Consider the following 20393-nt stretch of genomic DNA (forward strand, 5'->3'; position numbering starts at 1 on the left):
GGGCGCGCGCTGACCACTCGCCCCTCCTGAACCGGGCCGGGAAGTCCTAGCGGTATTCGGGGTTGTGGAAGTCGAAGCGGGCGCCCGCGTCCCACTTGGTGCGCTGGTTGCCCTGAGCGGGGAAGCCGCCTGCGTCGCGCAGCATGCGGGCCAGGTGCATGAGGTTCCACGTCATGAAGGTGGTGTTGCGGTTGGTGAAGTCGTTCTCCGGGCCGCCCGAGCCCTTGTCCAAATAGGAGGGTCCGGGGCCCGCTTCACCGATCCAGCCCGCGTCGGCCTGCGGCGGGATGGCGTAGCCGATGTGCTGCAGGCTGTAGAGGATGTTCTGCGCGCAGTGCTTGATGCCGTCCTCGTTGCCGGTGATCAGGCAGCCCGCGACCCGGCCGTAGTAGGCGTACTGGCCGACGTCGTTGAGGACGCCGGACAGGGCGTAGAGGCGTTCGATCACCCGTTTGGTGACCGAGCTGTTGTCGCCGAGCCAGATCGGTCCGGCGATGACCAGGATGTCGGCGGCCATCACCCGCTCGGTGAGCGCGGGCCACTCGTCGGTGGCCCAGCCGTGCTCGGTCATGTCCGGGTAGACCCCGGTGGCGATGTCGTGGTCGACCGCCCGGAACTGGTCGACCGACACCCCGTTGGTGGACATGATCCCGGCGCTGGCGTCGACGAGCCCTTGGGTGTGGCTCTGCTCGGGAGAGCGCTTGAGGGTGCAGTTGATGAACAGCGCGCGCAGGCCGTCGAAGTCCGTCACCGGCGTCTCTCCCTTTCACGTCGACGCCCCAGTGTCGCGCCCCCGGCCATGCCTCGCCGCTCGAGCCTCCCGCGAGTACTCTTCGCAATGCCTGGCGGGACGGGCAACTCACGTGCGCCCGTCGCGTCCTGGGAGACAGGACGACGCCCGCATGGACCGGCCCGGAGGACGTGACAACCGCGTGAGCGAGCTTGCGAGCGAATCAATGTCACAGTGCCCACGCGAGTGGAGCCACCGAACCTGTGAGGTGGCGGCATGAGCGCACCCGGTTTCGCACACGAGGCTCTCGTGTACCGCGATGAGGCCGGCTACCTCGAGGGGACGAGCGCCTTCCTGCGCGCGGGCCTCGCCGCGGGGGAGGCGGTGTTCGCACTGGTCCGCCCCGCCGCCATCGACGGCCTCCGGGACGCCCTGGGCGACGACGCCGACCGCGTGCGGTTCCTCGACATGACCGAGGTCGGCCGCAACCCGGCCCGCATCATCCCGACCCTGCGCTCCCTGATCGCCGACGCGGGCGACCGGCCCGCACGGGCGGTCACCGAGCACACCTGGCCGGGCCGCAGCGAGGAGGAGACCGCCGAGACCCTGCTGCACGAGGCATTGGTCAACGTGGCCTTCGAGGACACCGACCTGCGCCTCCTGTGCCCCACGGACCCCGAGTTCCTGGCCGACGCCGAACACAGCCACCCGATTCTTGTCGAGGGCGACGATCGCAGGCAGAGCGACCGGTTCGACCCGAAACTGGCCGACATCGAGTTCGCGGGCGACCTCCCCGCTCCCGAAACGGTCTCGGATGTCGCCCACTTCAACCTCGACGACCTTCCGGAACTGCGCGACCTGGTCACCATTCGGGCCAGCGGCTTCGGGCTGCCGCGGGCCCGGGCATTGGACCTGACGCTGGCGACCAACGAGATCGTCACGAACAGCATCTGCCATGGCGGCGAACGCGGGACGCTGCGGGTGTGGGACGAAGAGGACGCGGTGGTGTGCGAGGTCAGTGACGGGGGGCAGATCACCGATCCGTTGGTGGGGCGGATCGTGCCGAGGCCTTCGGTTCCTGGTGGGCGTGGGGTGTGGCTGGCTAATCAGCTGTGCGATCTGGTGCGGATTCGGTCTACTGCTGTGGGGACTGTTGTGCGGTTGCACATGGCTAAGCCCTGAAGTCTCCGGGCGTTGCTGGCTTTGCTTCGACTGTGACGCCTGTTTGGGTGGTTCGCCTTGATTTGGGGACCCCGGAAATGGGCCTGCGCGGGTAAAGCGGGCAGGATAGGGAAACTGCCCCGCGCCGCGAAAGTTTAGGCCCATTTCACCCCAAATCAAGGCGAACCACCCAAACAGGCCGTTGGGATTGGCCCGTTGCGATAGGGGTGGGTTAGGCAGATCAAATCGATCAGTCAGTCTGCGATCAACGGGCCTGCGATCGGTCAGCCTGCGATCAACCGGGCCTGCGATCAGTCAGTCTGCCATCAGTCAGCCTGCGATCAATCGGGGCGTTTCTCGGGTCAATGGCGCGTTTGTCGGGTCAATCGGCGCGGCGGATCCAGCGGCCGCCTGAGTGTTGGACTCGGGACTGGCGCAGTGTTTCCAGGTAGTCGGCGATGTTGGAAAGGGCCTTGGGTGACTGCCACAGCGCCGTCACCTTCGGGTCGTCCACTCCCCTGGCCGCCTCGATCCGGGTGCGGGCTGGGCGGTGGAGCTGGCGCTTCGTCAGGGCGAATGCCGCCGGCGGGATTCGGGACAACGCGGTAGCGCGAGTCAGGGCTCGGTCGAGGAGATCGTCGGGTCCCACCACCTCATCGACCAATCCCACCGACCTCGCGGCCTCGGCGTCCAGCACCGCGCCTGTGTTGATCAACCGCTGGGCGTGGTGGCCGACTGCGTGGCGGATTATTTCCAAAGCCGCCACCGGGAACGGGACGCCGACCAGCAGTTCCGTGAGCCCGATCCGCCCGGCGGACATGATGCGGTAGTCCGCTGCGGCGGCGATGACGCAGCCGCCGGCGATCGCTGCCCCGCCGACGGCGGCGATGACCGGTCGTGGGCAGTCGAAGACGGCCAGGAACGCCTTGCTGAGAGCGGGCAGGAAATCGGCGACGTAGTTCGCCCCGCCCTCCACGACGCGGCGGAGGTCTACGCCCGCGCTGAAGGCCTGGCCCGCGCCGGTGATGATCAGGCCGTCGGCCACCAGGCTGCTGACGGTACGGCTGATGGCCTCGCACAGTTCGAGGTCGAGTGCGTTGACCTTGCCGTGGTCGATCCGCAGGACAGCTAGGTCGCCGTGCGCTTCGACGGTGATCATGGCCCCTTCCCGGCACCCAGCCGGACCGCCGGGTCTCCGAGAACAATGTAATTCCGCGCGTCGTTGTTGGCCGTCCAGAGCGCGGCCAGGGTCTCGTCGTCGATCTTGCGACCGAGTCGGCGCAGGGCGTCGAGGCGGGTGACCAGCTCGGTGGCGATGGCGGCGTAGCGCTGGTTCAGGTACTCCATCGCCGCCCCGAGGCGCTGCCCGGCCAGCAGGGCGCGCAGGGTGCTGGCCATGGTGGCGATCTGCGGGTCGACGCCCTTCCACAGGAACGAGCAGCTCCACACCCGGTCGACGTGGCCGACGAACCCGAGCACCCCGGCCGCCAGCAGCCGCTGCGGCAGGCGGGCGACGAACGCCCGGCCCGCGTCGTGGCCGCGGGGGAAGTCGGCCGCGGCGGGCGTCCCGGCGCCGTAGCAGGCGAAGGAGAACACCACGTCCGGTGTCGGCGTGCCGGTGACGTCGGCGCCCGCGAAGTACTGGTCGGCGGTCAGTGGCGCCGCCGCCATCGGTCCCGGCCAGTCCTGGCAGAGCAGGGCGCCCTGGATCTCGCGCATCTCCGGCTTCGCCGAGCCGATGCCGTGCGAGGCGGTGAACAGGACGCGGCCGGGGTGCGGTTCGGTGAGCAGGGCGGACAACCGGGCCTTGGTGGCCTGCTCGGCGACGTCGACCCCCACGGTGACCCCGTGGCCGGTCAGTTCGGTCCGAAGTGGCTCGATCAGCTTGGCCGCGCTCAGCGTGGTGGCGCGGTCGTCGGGGTTGCGCACGCCGAAGAGGTGGATGCCCGGCGAATCGAGCGCTGTGCCCTCCGACATACCCTCCGCCGCCAAGACGGCCTCGGCGTAGCGGGCGTAGTCGTCGAGGGTGTCGAAGTGCAGCCTGCCCACGGCGTACTGGACGTCGAGTTGGTACTGCAGGCTGAACGGCAGCTCGGCCGGGTCGCCCGCCAGCAGCAGGTAGTACGGCACCCGCGCGGGTTCGGCCGGACCGGGGCCAGCCCCATAGCGGCGCAGGAACGCGGCGTCGTCCTCCCCCGGCTCGACGACCAGCTCCCGGTACAGCGGGCCCGCCTGGGTGCGGCGCAGGTCCAGCAGCGGCCGCAGCGCGTCGAGCACCGGGCTCGCCGGGGTGGTGACCACCGCCCAGCCGACCGATGCCAGGTCCTGCGGGTCGAACCCGTACTGGGTGCCGAACGTCGGCTCCCGCGCCTGGTCACGCTTGCGCAGCGCGCGAACGTGCCGCTCCGGGGGGCTCTCGCCGCGCGCCAGGGCCGACAAGTCCTCCACGGTGTCGGGCGCGAACAGATACCCGCCGGTGTCCGCGTCGACGCCGTTGACCGGCAGCTCGGTCATGTCATCACAACCAGCAGCACCAAGAGCACCACGATCACCACCGCCTCGGCCGCGGCCAGCAGCGCGAGCCTGCTGGTGATCCCGCGCGCGCTCGCCAGTCCGGCCTCGTCGAAGGAGCGGACCAGGAACTCCCGTTCCACCTCCGCCAGCCCGGTCGCCGCGGGCCTGGGGGCCAGCCGAAGGGCGTCGCCGGTGAGCAGGAACGCGCTCTGCCGCTGGTTGCGGTGCCAGTCGTAGGCGGCGGCTTGCCAGGGTTCGAGGGTGGCGTGCCGCCACGCCTGGTTGGCGTCGATGACCGCGGTGATCAGCCGGTCGTGGGCCAGTTCGTACCAGGTCGTGCCCGCGCGGGTGTCCGCCCGGATCAGGTACGCGTCCTCCAGCGCGTCGAGCACCCGCACGCCGAGCTCACCCGGCACCGGCGGGTCGGTCGTCTGCGCCCGGAACCGGCGCGCGGTGATCAGCTCGTCCTCGAACCAGTCGCGCACCGCCCGCTGGTCGACCCCCAGCTCGCGCTCCAGCTCCATCAGGGCGCTGCCGTAGTAGCGGCTCAGCGCCCGGTCGATGTCGACACGCTCGACATCGCCGGTGCCGATCTCGTGGAAGTTCTCGCCGTGCGCGGCGGTGAGCCGCCACAGGGTGCGGCACACGACCTGCAGCTGGAATGGCTCCACATAAGGGGATCGCAACCAGTGGTCGGCGCCGTCGGGCCGGTCGACCCTGGCCCGGGCGAGCCGGTCGACCAGCTTCTCCGCCGCTCCCTCCACAAAGGACACACGTTGTTCGGCGGCCGGTCTGCGGACCGCGGCGAGTGCCTCGTCGTGGTCGAGGAAGTCGAGACGGAACCTTGCCCGCAGCCTGCCCGGCAGGAACCGCAGGTAGCGGTCGAACCCGCCCAGGTAGTCCTCGCGCACCGCCAGCAGCGCGAACAGGGCGCCGTCCGCCAGCGCCGCGCCGAGTTGGCGGAAGAACTCCTCTTTGGCATCACGGTCGGTCGGGTCCAGCGTGAGGATCTCCTCGAGCTGGTCGATCACCAGGACGCGGGCGGTGCCGTCGAGCAGCGGCGGCTCCAAGCGCTCGACGATCTCCCCGACGGTGAGGTCGTCAAGCCCGGGGGTCTCGGCGCCGAGCAGGTCCACGCCGATGCTGTGCACGTACCGGTTGCCGCGCGCAGGCACCGGCTTGTCGACGCGCGCCGGGGCAGTCGGCATGAAACCGTCGGAACGCAGCATTCGTGCGACGGCCGCCTGGATCAGCGACGTCTTGCCCGCCCCGGACGGCGCGTGCAGCAGCACGACCCGCTCGGCGATAACCAGGTCGGCGAGTTCCCGCGCGACGTGCTGGCGGTTCGGCAGGTGCTCGTCGCGGCGGAACGCGCGCGGCCCGACGTAGGGGTTCTCGGCGGGCAGCACGATCGGCGCCGTGTCGGCGGTCATGGCGCGTCGCCCCCGGCGTTGGCGCGCAGCTCGCGGAGGAAGTCCTTGGTGGCCGACCAGAACAGGCTGACCCGGTCCTCGCCGAAATACGACTCCAGGTACCGCTGGGCGGCCTCGGGTTCGATGGTCTGGCTCTCCGGGCGCACCTGCACGCCGACGTGGGTGTTGGCGCGCAGCCGGGAGCTGCCGCCGAAGCTCTTGATTCCCTGGAACACCACCCGGAAGTCCCAGTCGTCGAGCCGGTATCCCAGGAACATCAAGGAGTTCTTCATCAGCGACGCCGACACCGCGGGCGGGATCGACGGCCGCTGCTCGATCCACGCGGTGAGCCACTCGAAGTGGTCGTCCTCGGTCAGCACGACGGAGTCGGGATTGTCGAGCCTGCCGAACAGGTGGTACACCCAGGGTTTCGCGACGGTCGGCGGCTCCAGGGTGTGCGGGTCGACCTGCTCGACCGTGTCGTTCCACGGGAAGCACAGCGTGACCGGGTCCTTGGGCTGCTCGTTCGCGCGCAGCGCCTGCTGCAGCAGATCGGTCCACCCGGTGGTGACGTAGACCTTCACCGGCAGCGACGCGGCCGCCCGGTACGGCTCGTCCGGGTCGCGCTCGCGCAGCAGCCTGCCCAGTTCCAGGATCACCGGCTCGGGGTCGCTGCCTTCGAGGAGGTGCCGCGGGACCTCGGCGATCAGTTCGTGCCCGCCCGCCCGTCGGCGCTTCTCCCGAAGGTCGCTCATCAGGTAGTCGAGGAGGAACGCGCGGACCTCGCCGGGCGAGCGGCCGACCCGCAGGTACTGGGCGACCTGGGCGAAGTTGCCCTTCCCGGACGGCGCGATCGGCATCTGCCAGCGGCGCGCCCAGCGGCGGGCGATCTCCACCCGCGACCCGACGATGCCGTCGGCGAACCCGGGCCCCAGGACGGGGGTGAACCGGCCGGTGCGCATCATCAGCGCCAGCGAACTCCACGTCTCGCGGCCGACTTCGGTGCGGTAGTAGGTGCGCCCGGATCGCAGCCGGGAGAACAGCACCGGCACCCACCAGTCGGGCCGGTCCCGAACCGCGGCGCGGGCGATGGCGACGGCCCGGTCGACCACGCCGTCGTCGGCGAACTCGGCGAAGAACTTCTCCGCGAAGGTCTGCGCGGTGGTCATGGTGACGTCACCCTGCATCGCGATGACCGCGGCGATCCCGGCGCCCGCCAACCGCGGCCCCAGCCCGGCCAGGGCGCCGCCGTCGTCGGACGCGGTCCCGGTTCCCGCCGAGCGGCACGACATCAGGACCGCCAGCATCGGCTTGGTCTCCAGGTGCTGGAACGACTCGACGAGCCTGCGCGCGTCCACCGGGTCGGCCTTGCCGTCGGCGGCCTCCAGGAACAGCAGTGGCACGTCCTCGGTGAGTGCGCCGTGCGCGACCAGGTAGAGCACGTCGATCGGGTCGTCGCGGTCCCGCAGGCGGGCGGTGATCGCGGCCAGGGTCGCGGTGCCGTTCCCGCCGATGAACTCGGCGCGGTATCCCTTCAGCGCGTCGCGCGCCCGGTCCAGCTCGGCGGTGAGGTTCACCGGCGCGAGATCACGGCCGCCCGGGGCGTACTCCCCCACGTCGTTCGGCGCGGCCACCACGACGAGCGCGACCTGCTCGCTCGCCTTGCGCACCGGAATCGGGCGCCAGTCGGCACTGGAGAGATACCTGGAGAACAGCACCGTCGAGTTCGTGGCGATCGGGTGGTTCGACACGGGGTCGCGCAACAGCTCCCAGCGGACCGAGTGGAACCTCGACGGACCGTCCACGTGCAACCGGACGTGGACGGCCGCGGTGTGGGCGGCGGCCATCGCTTTCTCATAGAAGCGGGCGATCTCGGAGTTTCCGAACACCATCCGGGTCAGCGCCTCGGCGTAGGCGTCGTCGTCGTCGACGAGGTCGGCCAGTGCGGGCAGGTCGATCCGCAGCAGGTCGGGCGGGTGCTCCGGCCAGTCCACTGTGTCCACGCCGGTGTAGCGCAGGCTCACGTCGAACGCGTCCTGCTCCGAGTCGTACACCAGGCCGAACTCCAGGTCGGCATATTCGCCCGCCACGCCGGTCACCTCCGTCCCTACCTGGGAGAGGCGCGGACCAAGGCTTCAGATACGCACTCTTCAGATTCACCCTTTCGGCGCAACCGCACAAGGGGCCGTTCGAGTGTGTTTCGCCGGTCAGCGCCTACGGGATGAGCTGCTGGACGGCCTTGAGAATGCGCTTGTCGGAAATGGGACCCGCCGTGCCCAGCATCTGCGCGAAATAGCTGACCCGCAGTTCCTCGATCATCCACTGCACCTCGCGGGCCTTGGCCGAGTCGCGGGCCGCGGGACGGAGCTGGTTGAGCGCTTCGTGGTAGGCGTCCTCGAGGTCCTGAACCTGATGCATCCAGGAGGTATCACGGTCCGGGCGCTCGGGAAGCTTGTCCAGCCTGCGTTCGATCCCCCGCAGGTAGCGCTCCACATCGGACAACCGGGACAACCCGGTGGCGGTGATGAAGCCCGGGTAGATCAGCCCGGCGAGCTGCTCGCGGATATCGGCCAGGGCTTCGACGAAGATCGGGCCGGACGTGCGGTCCAGCCGGGCGCGCACGTCGGTCCACGCCATGACCACCTTGCGCGCGCCGTCGAGGACCTCGAGGGTGGCGCCGATCAGGCCGACGCGAACGTGCTCGCGCAGCTTCTCGAAGCCCGCCTCGGTCCAGGCCGGGCCGCCGCCGGAGGCGATCAGGTGGTCGGCGGCGCAGTCGACACAGTCGGCGAGCAGGGCCGGGACGCCGCCGTGCGGGTTGTGCGAGAGAGCGAGTTTCGCCTGGTTGGACAAGGTGCGCACGACCTGCTTGACCGGCGAGGGCACGCCCAGCAGCACCAGCCGCCGGGTGCCCAGCCACATCGCGTGCCGCTGGTCGGTCTCGGTGTCGAGCATCCGCACCGCGACGGTGTCGCCCTCGTCGACCAGCGCCGGGTAGGCGGTGACGACCAGGCCGTTCTGCTCGGTGCGCTGGACCTTGGGCAGCGTCCCGATCGTCCACGCGGTCAGGCCGCGCCGCTCCAGGTCGACCGACGCCGCCGCGAGCGACTGGCGCAGCTTGGACTTGAGCTGGTCTTTCAGCGCGATCAGGTCTTTGCCGGTGGCCAGGGTCTTCTCGCCGTCGACGACCTGGAACGTGGTCCGCAGGTGCGCCGGGACCGCGTCGATCTGCCAGGCGTCACGCGGGATGACCACCCCGGTCAGCTTGCGCAGTTCGCGGCCGACCGCCTCGGGCAGCGACTCCTCCTCCGCGCCGAGGCGGGCGACGACGGCCTTGGCGAAGTCCGGGACGGGGACGAAGTTGCGGCGCAGCGGCTTGGGCAGCGACCGGATCAGCGCGGTGACGATCTCCTCGCGCAAACCGGGGACCTGCAAGGAGAAACCGTCGCCGTGGAGCTGGTTGAGGACCGCGATCGGGACCTTCGCCGTGACACCGTCGTCGTTGCGGCCCGGCTCGAAGCGATAGGTCAGCGGCAGCGCGAGCCCGTGCTGCTGGAGCGTGTCCGGGAAGTCCTGCTCGTTGATGCCCTTGGCCGAATCATTGACCAGCATGGACTTCGAGTAGTTCAGCAGGTCCGGCTGCTCGTGCCGGGTCTTCTTCCACCAGGTGTCGAAATGCCGACCGGAGACGACCTCGGCCGGGATTCGCTGGTCGTAGAAGGCGAACAGTGTCTCCTCGTCGACCATGATGTCGCGGCGGCGGGCCCGGTGTTCGAGTTCCTCGACCTCGGCGAGCAGCTTGCGGTTGTCGTGGAAGAAGTGGTGCCGGGTCTGCCAGTCGCCCTCGACCAAGGCGTTGCGGATGAACAGGTCCCGCGACATCTCCGGGTCGATCCGGCCGTATTGGACTTTGCGGGACACCACGATCGGCAGCCCGAACAGGGTGACCCGCTCCATGGCGACCACGGAGCCCTGTTTGGCCTCCCAGTGCGGCTCGCTGTAGGTGCGCTTCACCAGGTGCTCGGCCATCGGCTCGACCCACTCCGGCTCTATGCGCGCCGCGATGCGGCCCCACAGCCGCGAGGTCTCGACCAGCTCGGCGGCCATCACCCAGCGCGGCGGCTTCTTCGCCAGCGTGGAGCCGGGGAAGATCGCGAACCGGGCGTTGCGGGCGCCGACGTAGTCCTTGCCATCTTTCGCCGCCGGGTCGCGGAAACCGATGTGGGACAACAGGCCCGACAACAGTGCCATGTGGACGTTGCGCGGTTCGGCTTGGGTGTCGTTCGGGGTGATGCCGAGCTGGCGGACCACCTGGCGCAGCTGGCTGTGGATGTCCTGCCACTCGCGGACCCGCAGGTAGTTCAGGAACTCCGCCTTGCACAGCCTGCGGAACCGGTTGCCCGACACCTCTTTCTGCTGCTCGCGCAGGTAGTTCCAGAGCGCGAGGTAGGTCATGAAGTCGGAGTCCGGGTCGGCGAAGCGGGCGTGCATCTGCTGCGCGGCCTGCTGCTTCTCCTGTGGACGCTCGCGCGGGTCCTGAATGGACAGGGCGGCGGCGATCACCATGACCTCGCTGACGCAGCCCGCCTTGTCCGCCTCGATCACCATGCGGGCCAGCCGCGGGTCGACCGGGAGCTGGGCGAGCTTGCGGCCCAGCGGGGTCAGCCGCTTGCGGGAGTCGGTCTCCGCCGGATTGATCGCGCCGAGTTCGTGCAGCAGGTTGACGCCGTCGGCGATGTGGCGCTTGTCCGGCGGCTCGATGAACGGGAAGTCCGCCATCTCGCCGAGGTCGGCGGCGTTCATCTGCAGGATGACCGACGCCAGGTTGGTGCGCAGGATCTCCGGGTCGGTGAACTCGGGGCGGGCGAGGAAGTCGTCCTCGCTGAACAGCCGGACGCAGATGCCGTCGCTGGTGCGGCCGCAGCGGCCCTTGCGCTGGTTCGCCGAGGCCTGCGACACCGGCTCGATCGGCAGTCGCTGCACCTTGAGCCGGTTGCTGTAGCGGGAGATGCGCGCGGTGCCGGGGTCGACGACGTACTTGATGCCCGGCACGGTCAGCGAGGTCTCGGCGACGTTGGTCGCGAGGACCACCCGGCGGTTGGAGTGCTGCTGGAACACCCGGTGCTGCTCGGCGCTGGAAAGCCGGGCGTAGAGCGGGAGGATCTCGGTGTTGCGCAGGTTCCTCGCGGCCAGCGCGTCGGCGGTGTCGCGGATCTCCCGCTCGCCGGAGAGGAAGACCAGGATGTCGCCCGGCCCCTCGGCGCACAGCTCGTCGACGGCGTCGAGGATGCCCTGGGTCTGGTCGCGGTCCGGGTCGGCGTCGGGGTCCTCGGGGTCGACCAGCGGGCGGTAGCGCACCTCGACCGGGAACGTGCGGCCGGAGACCTCGATGATCGGGGCGTCGCCGAAGTGCCGGGAGAAACGCTCCGGGTCGATCGTCGCCGAGGTGATGATCACCTTGAGGTCGGGGCGCTTGGGCAGCAGCCGGGACAGGTAGCCCAGCAGGAAGTCGATGTTGAGGCTGCGCTCGTGCGCCTCGTCGATGATCAGCGTGTCGTACTGGGTCAGGTCGCGGTCGTTCTGGATCTCGGCGAGCAGGATGCCGTCGGTCATGACCTTGACCAGGGTGCGCTCGCCGACCTGGTCGGTGAACCGGACCTTCCAGCCGATGCTCTCCCCCAGCGGCGTCCCCACCTCCTCGGCGACCCGCTCGGCCACGGTGCGCGCGGCGAGCCTGCGGGGCTGGGTGTGGCCGACCATTCCGGTGATGCCGCGGCCGAGTTCGAGGCAGATCTTCGGCAACTGGGTCGTCTTGCCGGAACCGGTCTCGCCGGCCACGATCACGACCTGGTGGTCCCGGATCGCTTCGAGGATGTCCGCCCGCCGCTGGCTGATCGGCAGTTCCTCGGGATATTTCAGCTTCGGCACCGAAGCCCGCCGCGCCGCCACCCGTTGCGCCGCGGTCTCGATCTCCGCGCCGAGCTTGGCCAACAGCGCCTGGCGCTTCTTCTCGTCGCGCATGCCGCGGAGCCCGTCGAGCCTGCGCCCCAGTCGGTGCTGGTCGCGCACCATCAGCTCGGGCAGGCGCTCACGCAGGTCGGAGAGAGAAGTGGCGGTGGTCATCGAGACACAAGCCTAGGCAATGCCGCGAGCGGGTTTCACCCGGTTATCCGATCGCTTCTCCACACAACGTTCACATCGTCCGCCACGGTCGCCCACAGGCTGTGCTTAGAGTCTGGGCCATGGGGACAAGGCGCCGGGTGTTGGTGGTCGAGGACGAGCAGACCATCGCGGAGTCCATAGCGGCACGTTTGCGGGCCGAGGGGTTCGAGGTGGACCTCGCCCACGATGGTCCCCTGGGGGTGGCCGTCGCGGCGCGGACGAAGCCTGATCTGGTGGTGCTCGACATCATGCTGCCCGGGTTCGACGGCCTTGAGGTGTGCCGACGCATCCAGGCCGAGCGCCCGGTGCCTGTCCTCATGCTCACCGCCCGCGACGACGAGACGGACCTGCTCGTCGGGCTCGCGGTCGGGGCGGACGACTACATGACCAAGCCGTTCTCCATCCGGGAGCTGGCCGCCCGTGTGCACGCCCTGCTGCGCCGGGTCGACCGGCAGGCCGAGCCCGAGGAGAACGCGGCGATCGTCGTCGGCGACCTGGAGGTCGACCCGGTGGAGCGGCGGGTGCGCCGGGCCGGTGTGGAGGCGCATCTGACGCCGATCGAGTTCGAGCTGATCGCCCACCTGGCCGCCCGGCCGCGGGCCGTGCACCCCCGGGAGCGGCTGCTGGCCGAGATCTGGGGCTGGGGCGACGCGGCGGGGACCCGGACGGTCGACAGCCACATCAAGGCCCTGCGCCGCAAGCTGGGCGCCGACCTGATCCGCACCGTGCACGGTGTCGGCTACGCCTTGGAGATGCCGAGATGACCCTCCGCGAACGCGGCGCGGCGCTGCTGGAACTGCTGCCCCGACCACTGGACCCGGTGCGGTCCATCAAGGTCAAGCTGGGCATCCTGCTCATCGCCTCGGGCGCGGTCGCGTTGGCCTACTTCTGGTACATGATCGGCTGGCTGCCCACGGTCACCTCGATCACCGCCATCACCGGGGCGCTGGTCACCTCGCAGATCCTCGCCCACGGCATGACCCGGCCACTGCGGGAGATGACCGCCGCGGCCCGTGCCATGGCGCAGGGCGACTACTCGCGGCGGGTCCGGGTGACCGCCCGCGACGAAGTCGGCGAGCTGGGGCGGGCGTTCAACCAGATGAGCGCCGACCTGGAGGCCGCCGACCGGCAGCGCCGCGAGCTGATCGCCAACGTCTCCCACGAGCTGCGCACCCCGATCGCCGCGCTCCGGGCCGTCCTGGAGAACGTGGTCGACGGGGTCAGCGCCGCCGACCCCGACACCATGCGCACGGCACTCACCCAGGCCGAGCGGCTCGGCAAGCTGGTCGCCGAGCTGCTGGACCTGTCCCGCATCGACGCGGGCGTGCACACCCTGACCAGGGAGACCGTCGAGATCGCCCCGCTGCTCGCGGAGGTCGTCGCCGAAGCCGAGGTCAACGCGGCCGCGGCGAGCCGGAACGTGCGGTTCGTGACGTCGGTCGAGCCCGCGGCGGCCACGGTGACCGCCGACCGGGAACGGCTGCACCAGGTCCTGGTGAACCTCATCGACAACGCCGTGCGCCACGGCCCCGCCGACGGTGAGGTGCGCGTGCTCGCGGTCACCACCAGCCGCGGCCTGACGCTGGAGGTCCGCGACCAGGGGCCGGGGATCGCCCGGCCGGAGCGGGACCTGGTGTTCCGCCGCTTCACCCGGGGCGAACGCGCGACCGGCGGCGGCACCGGCCTCGGCCTGGCGATCGCCCGCTGGGTCGTGGAACTGCACGGCGGCACCATCGCCGTCGTCGACCCGACCCCCACCATGCGCGGCGGCTGCCGCATCCGGATCACCCTGCCCGCTTAGGGCCTGCTTAGACCCAAGCCATTCGACCGGAACGAGGCCGTTCCGGTGGTTCGCCCTGCCCACTTGGAGAAACCATGACCGAATCGACGCCCGAATCCGATCGCCCGGACCCCGCTGAGGAGTTCTCGGAGCCCTTGGCGGTGGAGACCGAGGCCGAGTGGAATGAAGACGACGAACTGGATGACGACGACGCCGACCCCCACTCCGAGGACGAGGACGAGGACGACCCTGATGACTCGGAGGACGGGGACCAGGACGAGCAGGCGCGGGTGACGCCCGTCGTGGTGGCACCGATGACCCCGCTGTCGCCGAGCGGGCGCCTGGCCCAGCCGATCCAACCCTCGTTCTTCGAGGAGTTCTGGCCGATCACGACCCCGGCCGCACCTCGCCGGGCGCTGCTCGCGGCCGTTCTCGCCGCCGTGTTCGCCGCCTTCATGATCAACCTGGACCGCCAGGGCGTCGGCTGGTTCATCGGCGGCGCGGGCGTGGCGGGGGCGCTGTTCGTGATCGCCGACGAGGCGAAGGGGCGGTTACGGGTGCCGTGGCTGCTCGCCGCGCTGGCTCTGCTGGCCGTGGGCACGATCCGGGCATCGGACTGGCTCTTCGCGCTCTGCGTGCTGACCGCCTGTGTGGCGGGCTCCTTGGCCGCGGCGGGCGGAAAGTCGGTGCGGGCGTTGGCTTTCGGGGCGGCGGCGGTGTCCGTGGCGGCGCTGCGCGCCATGCCGTGGGCGGCGGCGGGGTTGCGCGCCGTGCGCAAGGGTGGTGAGTCGACGCCGCGGATCGCCCGGTCGGTGCTCATCGCGGTCGTGCTGCTCGTGGTGTTCGGGACGCTGCTGGGCAGCGCCGACGCGGCCTTCGCCGAACTGCTCGACGGACTCGTCCCCGACCTGGAGGCGGGTCGGATCACGCAATGGGTGTTCCTGTTCGTCCTTGTCGGGCTCGCCACCCTGGGCGCGGCGTTCCTGCTGGCCAACCCCGCACACGTGGACACGATGCCCGCGACCGACCGCAAACGCGTACGCCTTGTCGAGTGGACGCTGCCCGTCGCGGTCCTGGTGCTGCTGTTCGCCGCTTTCGTCGCGGTCCAGCTGACCGTGCTGTTCGGCGGCAGCGAGTACGTGATGAAGACCGCCGACCTCACCTACGCGAACTACGCCCGGTCCGGTTTCTGGCAGTTGCTCGCGGTCACCCTGCTCACGCTCGTGGTCCTCGGCGTCGCCGCCCGGGTCGCCCCGACCGAGACCGCGGCTGAGCGGCAGTGGCTGCGGTTCCTGCTCGGCGCACTCGCCGGGCTGACCCTCGTCATCGTCCTCTCGGCGCTGAGCAGGATGTGGACCTACCAGGAGACCTACGGGTTCACGGTGCTGCGGCTGCTCGTCGGGTTCTGCGAGATCTGGCTCGGCCTGGTCTACGTGATGGTGCTGGTGGCGGGCGTGCGACTGCGGGCGGACTGGGTGCCGCGCGCCGTGCTCGGCACCGCCATGGCGTTGCTGGTGGGGCTGGCCGTGCTCAATCCGGACCGGTTCATCGCCGAGCAAAACCTGGAGCGGTACGCCGAGACCGGCAAGATCGACGAGTACTACCTCTCGCGCCTTTCCGCCGACGCCGTGCCCGCGCTGGTCAACCTGCCCGCACCGATGCGGTCGTGCGCGTTGCGGGGGTACGCCCACGAGCTGTCCATCCACCCTGACGGGCCGCTGGAATGGAACCTCGGCCGCGCCCAGGCCAGGGCCGCTCTGGCCGGGATTGCCCCGGTCGTGTGCGATTGGAGCAGCTACCGGTGATCACCCGCTAGCCTGGGGGCAGTGGCCGATACCGGCGAAAGGGACCCGCGATGTCCGAGGAAATCCCGTTCTCGCAGGAACTTCGACTCGCGACCAGAGAAGGTCACGACCGCGCGCAGGAATCGGCGTACATCGTCGCCCTGCTCGCGGGCGACCTGAGCCAGGCGGGCTACGCGGCCCTCGCCGTGCAGCATTACTTCATCTACGACGCCCTCGAGTCGGCGGCGACGGCGATGCGCGAGGACCCGGTGGCGGGCCCGTTCGTCATCGACGCCCTGCGCCGGATGCCCGGCCTGGTCGACGACCTCGAGGCGCTGCTGGGACCGGACTGGCGCGCCCGGATCCGGCCCGCCGCCGCCACGGCCGAGTACGTCGACCGGGTCGCGGCGGTGTCCGGTGAGTCCACCCGGTTCGTCGCCCACCAGTACACGCGGTACCTGGGCGACATCGCGGGCGGGCAGGTCATCCGCAACCGGCTGCGCACGCAGCACGGCATCCGGGCCCGCTTCTACGATTTCGACGAACTCGGCCCGGCCCCGGTGTTCCGCGACAAGTACCGCGCCCTGCTGGACTCCGCCCCCTGGTCGGCGGCGCAGCGGGCCGACCTGATCAGCGAGGCCCAGGTCGCGTTCGAGCTGAACACGGCAGTGTTCGAGGAACTCGCGGAGGACCTGGACCGGTACCTGGTGGCCTGACCCCGGCGATCACGCCGGTACGAACGGGTGTTCTAATTTGACCGTTCCACCTGGCGACGTAAGAGGGAGTCGATGGTGTCCACCGAGACCACCGAGACCGAAGCTGTGCCCGAGTCCGTTGTTTCCGAAGCCCCCGAGGTCACCGAGATTTCCGAGGTTTCCGAGGCCACCGCGCCTGAGCCCGCCGCGGCTCCCGCGAAGGCACCGGCGGCCAAGAAGCCCAAGGCCCCGCGGGTGGCGAGCACCGCGAAGAAGACTCGGACCGTGGAGCTGACCCTCACGGTCACCGGCACCGCCGAGGGCGAGTGGCAGGCCGAGCTCTCCCAGGGCGGCAAGCGGATGATGCAGGGCGTGTCCGTCCCCGCCACCGCCGTGTCGCGGGCGGCGGCCGAACTGCACGAAGACATCTCCAAGGCGATCGAGACGGTCCTGGACGCTGCGCGCGAGCAGCACCGGGCCCGGATGGAGGAGCTGGAGGCGGAGCTTTCGAAGGTGAAGGCGGCGCTGGCGGAGTTGCAGGAAGGCTGATCGCGAGAACGCTGATGGGCCCGGACCGCTGGTTCGGGCCCATTTTCGTCTCTCACAGCGGGTGATCGCCCGACCCTTGTGTTGTTCACACAAAGTGGTCGCCGGCGTCCCGCCGGAGCAAACATTGGTCCAAGTAGACGTCTTGTTACCCGAAACGGACCATGCCTGGCGCGCGATGGGCGAGATGCACGAACACTCCCCGCCACGAAGGTAGGCCCTGATGAGACCCAGGCATGTCCGCGCCCGTTCGATCGCGATCATCGGGTGCGCCGTCGCGGTGATAGTCGTGCCGAGCCTGCCCGCCCAGGCCGCCAACCCGATCACCTTCGCACCCCACGTCGACTATCCGACGGGGGTTCGGCCGGAGGCGGTCGTGTCCGCCGACTTCAACTCCGACGGCAAGCCCGACCTGGCCACCGCCGACCGCTTCGACTGGGAGTTCTCGATCCTGCTGGGGGCGGGCGCGGGGACGTTCGCCCCGCGGATCGGCGTGCTCTCCGGACCGGAGCCGACCGGCGTCGTCGCGGGCGACTTCAACGGCGACGGCAAAGTCGACCTCGCGGCGAGCATCAACTCCGCCGTGTCGGTCCTGCTCGGCAACGGCGACGGGACGTTCGGCACGAGGTCGGAGTACCCGTCGACCTCCGGAGCGGAGGCCTTGGCGACCGCCGACGTCAACGGCGACAGCAAGGCCGACCTGGTGACCAGCAGGCCGACCGGGGTCACGGTCCACCTGGGCACCGGAACCGGTGCGTTCGGCGCGCCCACGGACTACGCGGCCAGTGGCTATTCCCGGGGCATCGTCCTGCACGACCTCACCGGCGACGACATCATCGACATCGCCGTGGTGGGCCTGTCCGGCAACGCGGTGAATGTCCTGCCGGGCCAGGGCGCGGGCGCGTTCGGCGGGGCCATCGCGTTCCCCGCGGGCAGCCAGCCCATCGACGTGGCCGCGGGCGACTTCAACGCCGACGGCGTCGTCGACCTGGTCACCGCCGACTACGGCAGCGGCACCAGCTCGATCCTGCTCGGCCTGCCCGGCGGCGCTTTCGGCGCGCCGACCTCGCTGCCCATCGGGCCGGAGCCGTTCGCGGTGGCCGTGTCCGACCTCGACATGGACGGTGACCACGACATCGCCGTGTCCGTCGCCCAAGCGCACCACGTCGCGGTCTTCGGCAACGGCGACGGCACGTTCACGCCCGCCACCACGCTGGGCACCTCGACGACGCCGACCGACCTGATCGCCGCCGACGTCAACACCGACGACCGCCCCGACCTGGTCACCACGAGCCGAACCTCGCGCGCTGTCTCGGTGCTGCTGAACCAGACGGTCCCGATGACCGCCGACATCGGCGTGAAGCTGACCGCCAAGCCGCGGCTGGCGATCCTGAAGCCGTACCTCGAGTTCAGCCTGACCATCACCAACTCCGGGCCCGACCCGGTCCGGAACGGGACGGTCACCTCGACCATCCCGCAAGGCCTGACCGGGGTCGCGGGCCCGCACTGTGTGGCAGGCGCGGGCAAGGTCACCTGCAACGTGGGCAACCTCGCGGTCGGCGCGTCGACCACCCGCAAGTTCACCACGCCGGTGAGCGCACTGACCACGGGGAACTTCACCATCACCGCGACCCGCACGGCGAGCTTCCCCGCCGATCCCAACGCCTCCAACGACACCAGCCAGGCCACGTGTCTCGTGGTCGGCGTCGTGCTGGCCACCTGCCGCTGACGCTGACGACAGGGTGGAAGTGCCGTCGCGGTGACGACACTTCCACCCTCCTCGTCCAGGCCGAGGTGGTCGGACGTGCGGGCCAGGCCAACCCGCCAGCCGGACCCCGCCCGTCCAGGCGCGGTGGTCAGCACATCCGCGCCAAGCCGACCCGCCACCCCGACTCCATCTCCCACGTCCCCACAGGACTCCATCCGATATCTTGATAGGTGTATCCAACTAGCCCATCTCTGAAAGCTCGAAAAGCAGGCGGCCCGCCACCGCCGCGACCGCGGCTTCTACAGTTGTCGTGACGAAAGTGCGATGCGGAGCGGCGGGACATGACTGCGATTCAGGACGAAACGGTCGACGAGGCGCAGGCCGAGGACGGCTTCGACGAGGGGATCGACGTCCCCGGCATCGCCCCCGAACGGCTTCAGGCCTGTCTCGACGTCCTGGCCGAGGTCGACCAGCTCCCCACCGAACACCCCGACGCCGTGGCCGTCCGCCGGGCGACCGCGCGCATCTTCAAGTCCGTCCGCCTGCGCCGCCGCGCCGCCAAGCGGGCCGCGGTCACCGAGGCCGACAAGGCCGTCACCGAGGCCACCGCCACCGGCTCACCCGCCCGCATCGACGACGAGACCCAGGGCATCCCGCTGGTCTCCAACACCGTGGGCGCCAGCGCGGGCACCCTCCTGCGCGCCCGCTCCTGCTACACCTGCAAACAGCGCTACCACGTCGTCGACGCGTTCTACCACCAGCTCTGCCCGCCCTGCGCCGAGCTGAACCGGGGCCGCCGCGACGCGCGGACCGACCTGACCGGGCGTCGGGCGCTGCTGACCGGCGGGCGGGCGAAGATCGGCATGTACATCGCCCTGCGCCTGCTGCGCGACGGCGCGCACACCACCATCACCACCCGCTTCCCGCACGACGCCGTGCGGCGGTTCGCCGGGATGCCCGACAGCGCGGACTGGCTGCACCGGCTGCGCGTCGTCGGCATCGACCTGCGCGACCCGGCGCAGGTGGTGGCACTCGCCGACACCGTCGCCGCGCAGGGGCCGCTCGACATCCTGATCAACAACGCCGCCCAGACCGTCCGGCGTTCGGCGGGGTCGTACTCGCTGCTCGCCGAGGCCGAGTCCGCTCCCCTGCCCTCGGGCCCGCTGCCCGAGATGCTGAGCCTGGGCCGCACCGGCGACGCGCACCCGGCGGCGCTCGCCGGGGCCATCGAGCCGCACACCAACGACCTGCACCCGGTGACCGCGCTCGCGCTGACCGCGGGTTCGGCGTCGCCGGAGCGGATCGCCGACAACACCGCCATCGACGCGGGTGGGCTGGTGCCCGACCTGCACCCGGTGAACAGCTGGACCCAGCGGGTGCACGAGGTCGACGCGATGGAGCTGCTGGAAGTGCAGCTGTGCAACCAGACCGCGCCGTTCATCCTGATCAGCAGGCTGCGCTCGGCGATGGCCGCGGCGACCGCGCGACGCAAGTACGTGGTCAACGTGTCCGCGATGGAGGGTCAGTTCAGCCGCGCCTACAAGGGGCCCGGCCACCCGCACACCAACATGGCCAAGGCCGCGCTGAACATGCTGACGCGCACCAGCGCGCAGGAGATGCTGATCGACGGCATCCTGATGACCGCCGTCGACACCGGCTGGATCACCGACGAACGCCCGCACCCGACCAAGATGCGCTTGGCCGAAGAAGGTTTCCACGCCCCGCTGGACCTCGTCGACGGCGCCGCACGGGTCTACGATCCGATCGTGCGCGGCGAACAAGGCGAGGACATCTACGGCTGCTTCCTCAAGGATTACGAGCCCGCGGCCTGGTAGGCGCCCGCAACCTCCGGCGACTCCGCACGTCTGTCTGTTCACGACAGAGAGAACGGGTGGGGATCA

14 protein-coding genes are annotated in these 20393 nt (G+C 70.3%); 8 read left to right on the forward strand and 6 right to left on the reverse strand.

Annotated features, from left to right (window positions below; all coding sequences use genetic code 11):
- Positions 1-46: 46 nt before the first annotated feature.
- Positions 47-751, reverse strand: a complete 705-nt coding sequence (locus tag C8E96_RS27450; RefSeq protein ID WP_091370014.1) for a flavodoxin family protein — start codon at positions 749-751, stop codon at positions 47-49.
- A 255-nt stretch (positions 752-1006) separates the two neighbouring features.
- On the opposite strand from C8E96_RS27450, the gene C8E96_RS27455 reads away from it, so the two are divergent.
- A complete protein-coding gene (locus tag C8E96_RS27455) occupies positions 1007-1912 on the forward strand; it encodes a sensor histidine kinase (protein WP_091370017.1) in 906 nt (301 codons plus the stop codon).
- Positions 1913-2273: 361 nt separating this feature from the next.
- On the opposite strand, the gene C8E96_RS27460 is transcribed toward C8E96_RS27455, so the two are convergent.
- The 5 genes from C8E96_RS27460 to hrpA all read right to left on the reverse strand — a co-directional run bounded on the left by C8E96_RS27460 (position 2274) and on the right by hrpA (position 11940).
- On the reverse strand, positions 2274-3050 hold the full coding sequence (locus tag C8E96_RS27460) for an enoyl-CoA hydratase/isomerase family protein (protein ID WP_091370019.1): 777 nt from the start codon (positions 3048-3050) through the stop codon (positions 2274-2276).
- Positions 3047-4405: a hypothetical protein gene (locus C8E96_RS27465; protein ID WP_091370021.1), complete on the reverse strand. Its 1359-nt coding sequence runs from the start codon at positions 4403-4405 to the stop codon at positions 3047-3049. Before C8E96_RS27465 ends, C8E96_RS27460 begins: the two co-directional genes overlap by 4 nt.
- Positions 4402-5838, reverse strand: coding sequence for an nSTAND1 domain-containing NTPase (locus C8E96_RS27470; protein WP_228769654.1), 1437 nt, complete (start codon positions 5836-5838; stop codon positions 4402-4404). Before C8E96_RS27470 ends, C8E96_RS27465 begins: the two co-directional genes overlap by 4 nt.
- Positions 5835-7907, reverse strand: a complete 2073-nt coding sequence (locus tag C8E96_RS27475) for a CHAT domain-containing protein (RefSeq protein WP_228769655.1) — start codon at positions 7905-7907, stop codon at positions 5835-5837. The genes C8E96_RS27470 and C8E96_RS27475 overlap by 4 nt, the downstream gene beginning before the upstream one ends.
- A 124-nt stretch (positions 7908-8031) precedes the next feature.
- Positions 8032-11940: an ATP-dependent RNA helicase HrpA gene (gene hrpA / locus C8E96_RS27480; protein ID WP_091370023.1), complete on the reverse strand. Its 3909-nt coding sequence runs from the start codon at positions 11938-11940 to the stop codon at positions 8032-8034.
- A 119-nt stretch (positions 11941-12059) separates the two neighbouring features.
- Between hrpA and C8E96_RS27485 the strand changes: the two genes are divergently transcribed.
- The 7 genes from C8E96_RS27485 to C8E96_RS27515 all read left to right on the forward strand — a co-directional run bounded on the left by C8E96_RS27485 (position 12060) and on the right by C8E96_RS27515 (position 20327).
- The gene (locus C8E96_RS27485; RefSeq protein WP_176926715.1) at positions 12060-12743 is read left to right on the forward strand and encodes a response regulator transcription factor; all 684 of its coding nucleotides are present in this window, start codon (positions 12060-12062) and stop codon (positions 12741-12743) included.
- Complete coding sequence (locus C8E96_RS27490; RefSeq protein WP_091370027.1) at positions 12740-13780, forward strand: HAMP domain-containing sensor histidine kinase; 1041 nt, start codon at positions 12740-12742, stop codon at positions 13778-13780. Before C8E96_RS27485 ends, C8E96_RS27490 begins: the two co-directional genes overlap by 4 nt.
- Before the next feature lie 74 nt (positions 13781-13854).
- Positions 13855-15564 carry a DUF4153 domain-containing protein gene (locus tag C8E96_RS27495; protein WP_091370029.1) on the forward strand — a complete coding sequence of 570 codons (1710 nt, stop codon included), beginning with the start codon at positions 13855-13857 and terminating at the stop codon, positions 15562-15564.
- A 50-nt stretch (positions 15565-15614) separates the two neighbouring features.
- Entirely contained in the window at positions 15615-16259 is a 645-nt protein-coding gene (locus C8E96_RS27500; protein WP_091370031.1) for a biliverdin-producing heme oxygenase, read from the forward strand.
- 72 nt (positions 16260-16331) lie between these two features.
- Positions 16332-16787 (forward strand): DUF6319 family protein, encoded by a 456-nt coding sequence (locus tag C8E96_RS27505; protein WP_091370033.1) that lies wholly within the window; start codon positions 16332-16334, stop codon positions 16785-16787.
- Between the two features lie 220 nt (positions 16788-17007).
- Positions 17008-18513, forward strand: a complete 1506-nt coding sequence (locus C8E96_RS27510; protein WP_091370035.1) for an FG-GAP-like repeat-containing protein — start codon at positions 17008-17010, stop codon at positions 18511-18513.
- A 320-nt stretch (positions 18514-18833) separates the two neighbouring features.
- Positions 18834-20327 carry an SDR family oxidoreductase gene (locus C8E96_RS27515; protein ID WP_091370037.1) on the forward strand — a complete coding sequence of 498 codons (1494 nt, stop codon included), beginning with the start codon at positions 18834-18836 and terminating at the stop codon, positions 20325-20327.
- Positions 20328-20393 lie beyond the last annotated feature (66 nt).

Origin of the sequence: Actinokineospora alba, assembly GCF_004362515.1 — a bacterium.
Lineage (GTDB): Bacteria > Actinomycetota > Actinomycetes > Mycobacteriales > Pseudonocardiaceae > Actinokineospora > Actinokineospora alba.